The sequence below is a fragment of the Amycolatopsis thailandensis genome (assembly GCF_002234405.1).
Lineage (GTDB): Bacteria > Actinomycetota > Actinomycetes > Mycobacteriales > Pseudonocardiaceae > Amycolatopsis > Amycolatopsis thailandensis.
On sequence record NZ_NMQT01000334.1, the window covers coordinates 1 to 737 of the forward strand.

At 68.4% G+C, this 737-nt stretch carries 1 protein-coding gene; it reads left to right on the top strand.

Going from position 1 to position 737, the window contains the following annotated elements; translation table 11 throughout:
• Positions 1 to 153: 153 nt before the first annotated feature.
• The coding region (gene phoU / locus CFP71_RS42715; protein WP_093939474.1) for a phosphate signaling complex protein PhoU at positions 154 to 737 on the top strand (584 nt) is incomplete at its 3' end.

Genomic DNA, 737 nt, shown 5'->3' on the forward strand with positions numbered 1-737 from the left:
GGGCGGAACCGAGACCGCTCCGACCAGCTCCGCCAAGTCCGGTGGCGCCAAGAAGAGCAGCAGCTCAGGCTGAGGATCATTCGTTAGTCCGGGTTCACGTCAGGTTCACTCTGGGATGCGGCTTTTGGACCCTCTTCCCCGTAGGGTTGGGCCATGCGTGAGGCTTACCATGTCGAACTCGAACAGCTCGCCGAGAACCTAGCGAGCATGTCGCTCCAGGTCGCCGACGCGATGGAGCGGGCGACCCGGGCGTTGCTCGAGGTCGATCTCGGACTCGCCGAGCAGGTGATCAGCGACGACGCGAAGGTCGACGACGCGCGCGCCGAATGCGAGGAGCAGGCGTACGCCCTGCTGGCCCTGCAGGCACCCGTCGCGACCGACCTGCGGACCGTCCTCGCCGCGATCCACGCGGCGGAGAGCCTGGAGCGGATGGGCGATCTGGCGCTGCACGTGGCCAAGGCCGCGCGCCGCCGTCACCCGGACCCCGTGCTCCCCGAGGCCGTGCGGGGCGACTTCGCCAAGATGGGCGAGGTCGGAGTGAACCTGGCCCGCCAGGTCGAGCAGGTCATCAAGTCCAAGGACGTCGAGGCCGCCCGCACGATCGAGTCGGACGACGACGAGGTCGACGAGATCCACAAGCACCTGTTCACGGTCATCATGGACCGGGACTGGGACCACGGCGTCGCCGCGGCCGTGGACGTCACCCTGCTGGGCCGCTTCTACGAGCGCTTCGCCGA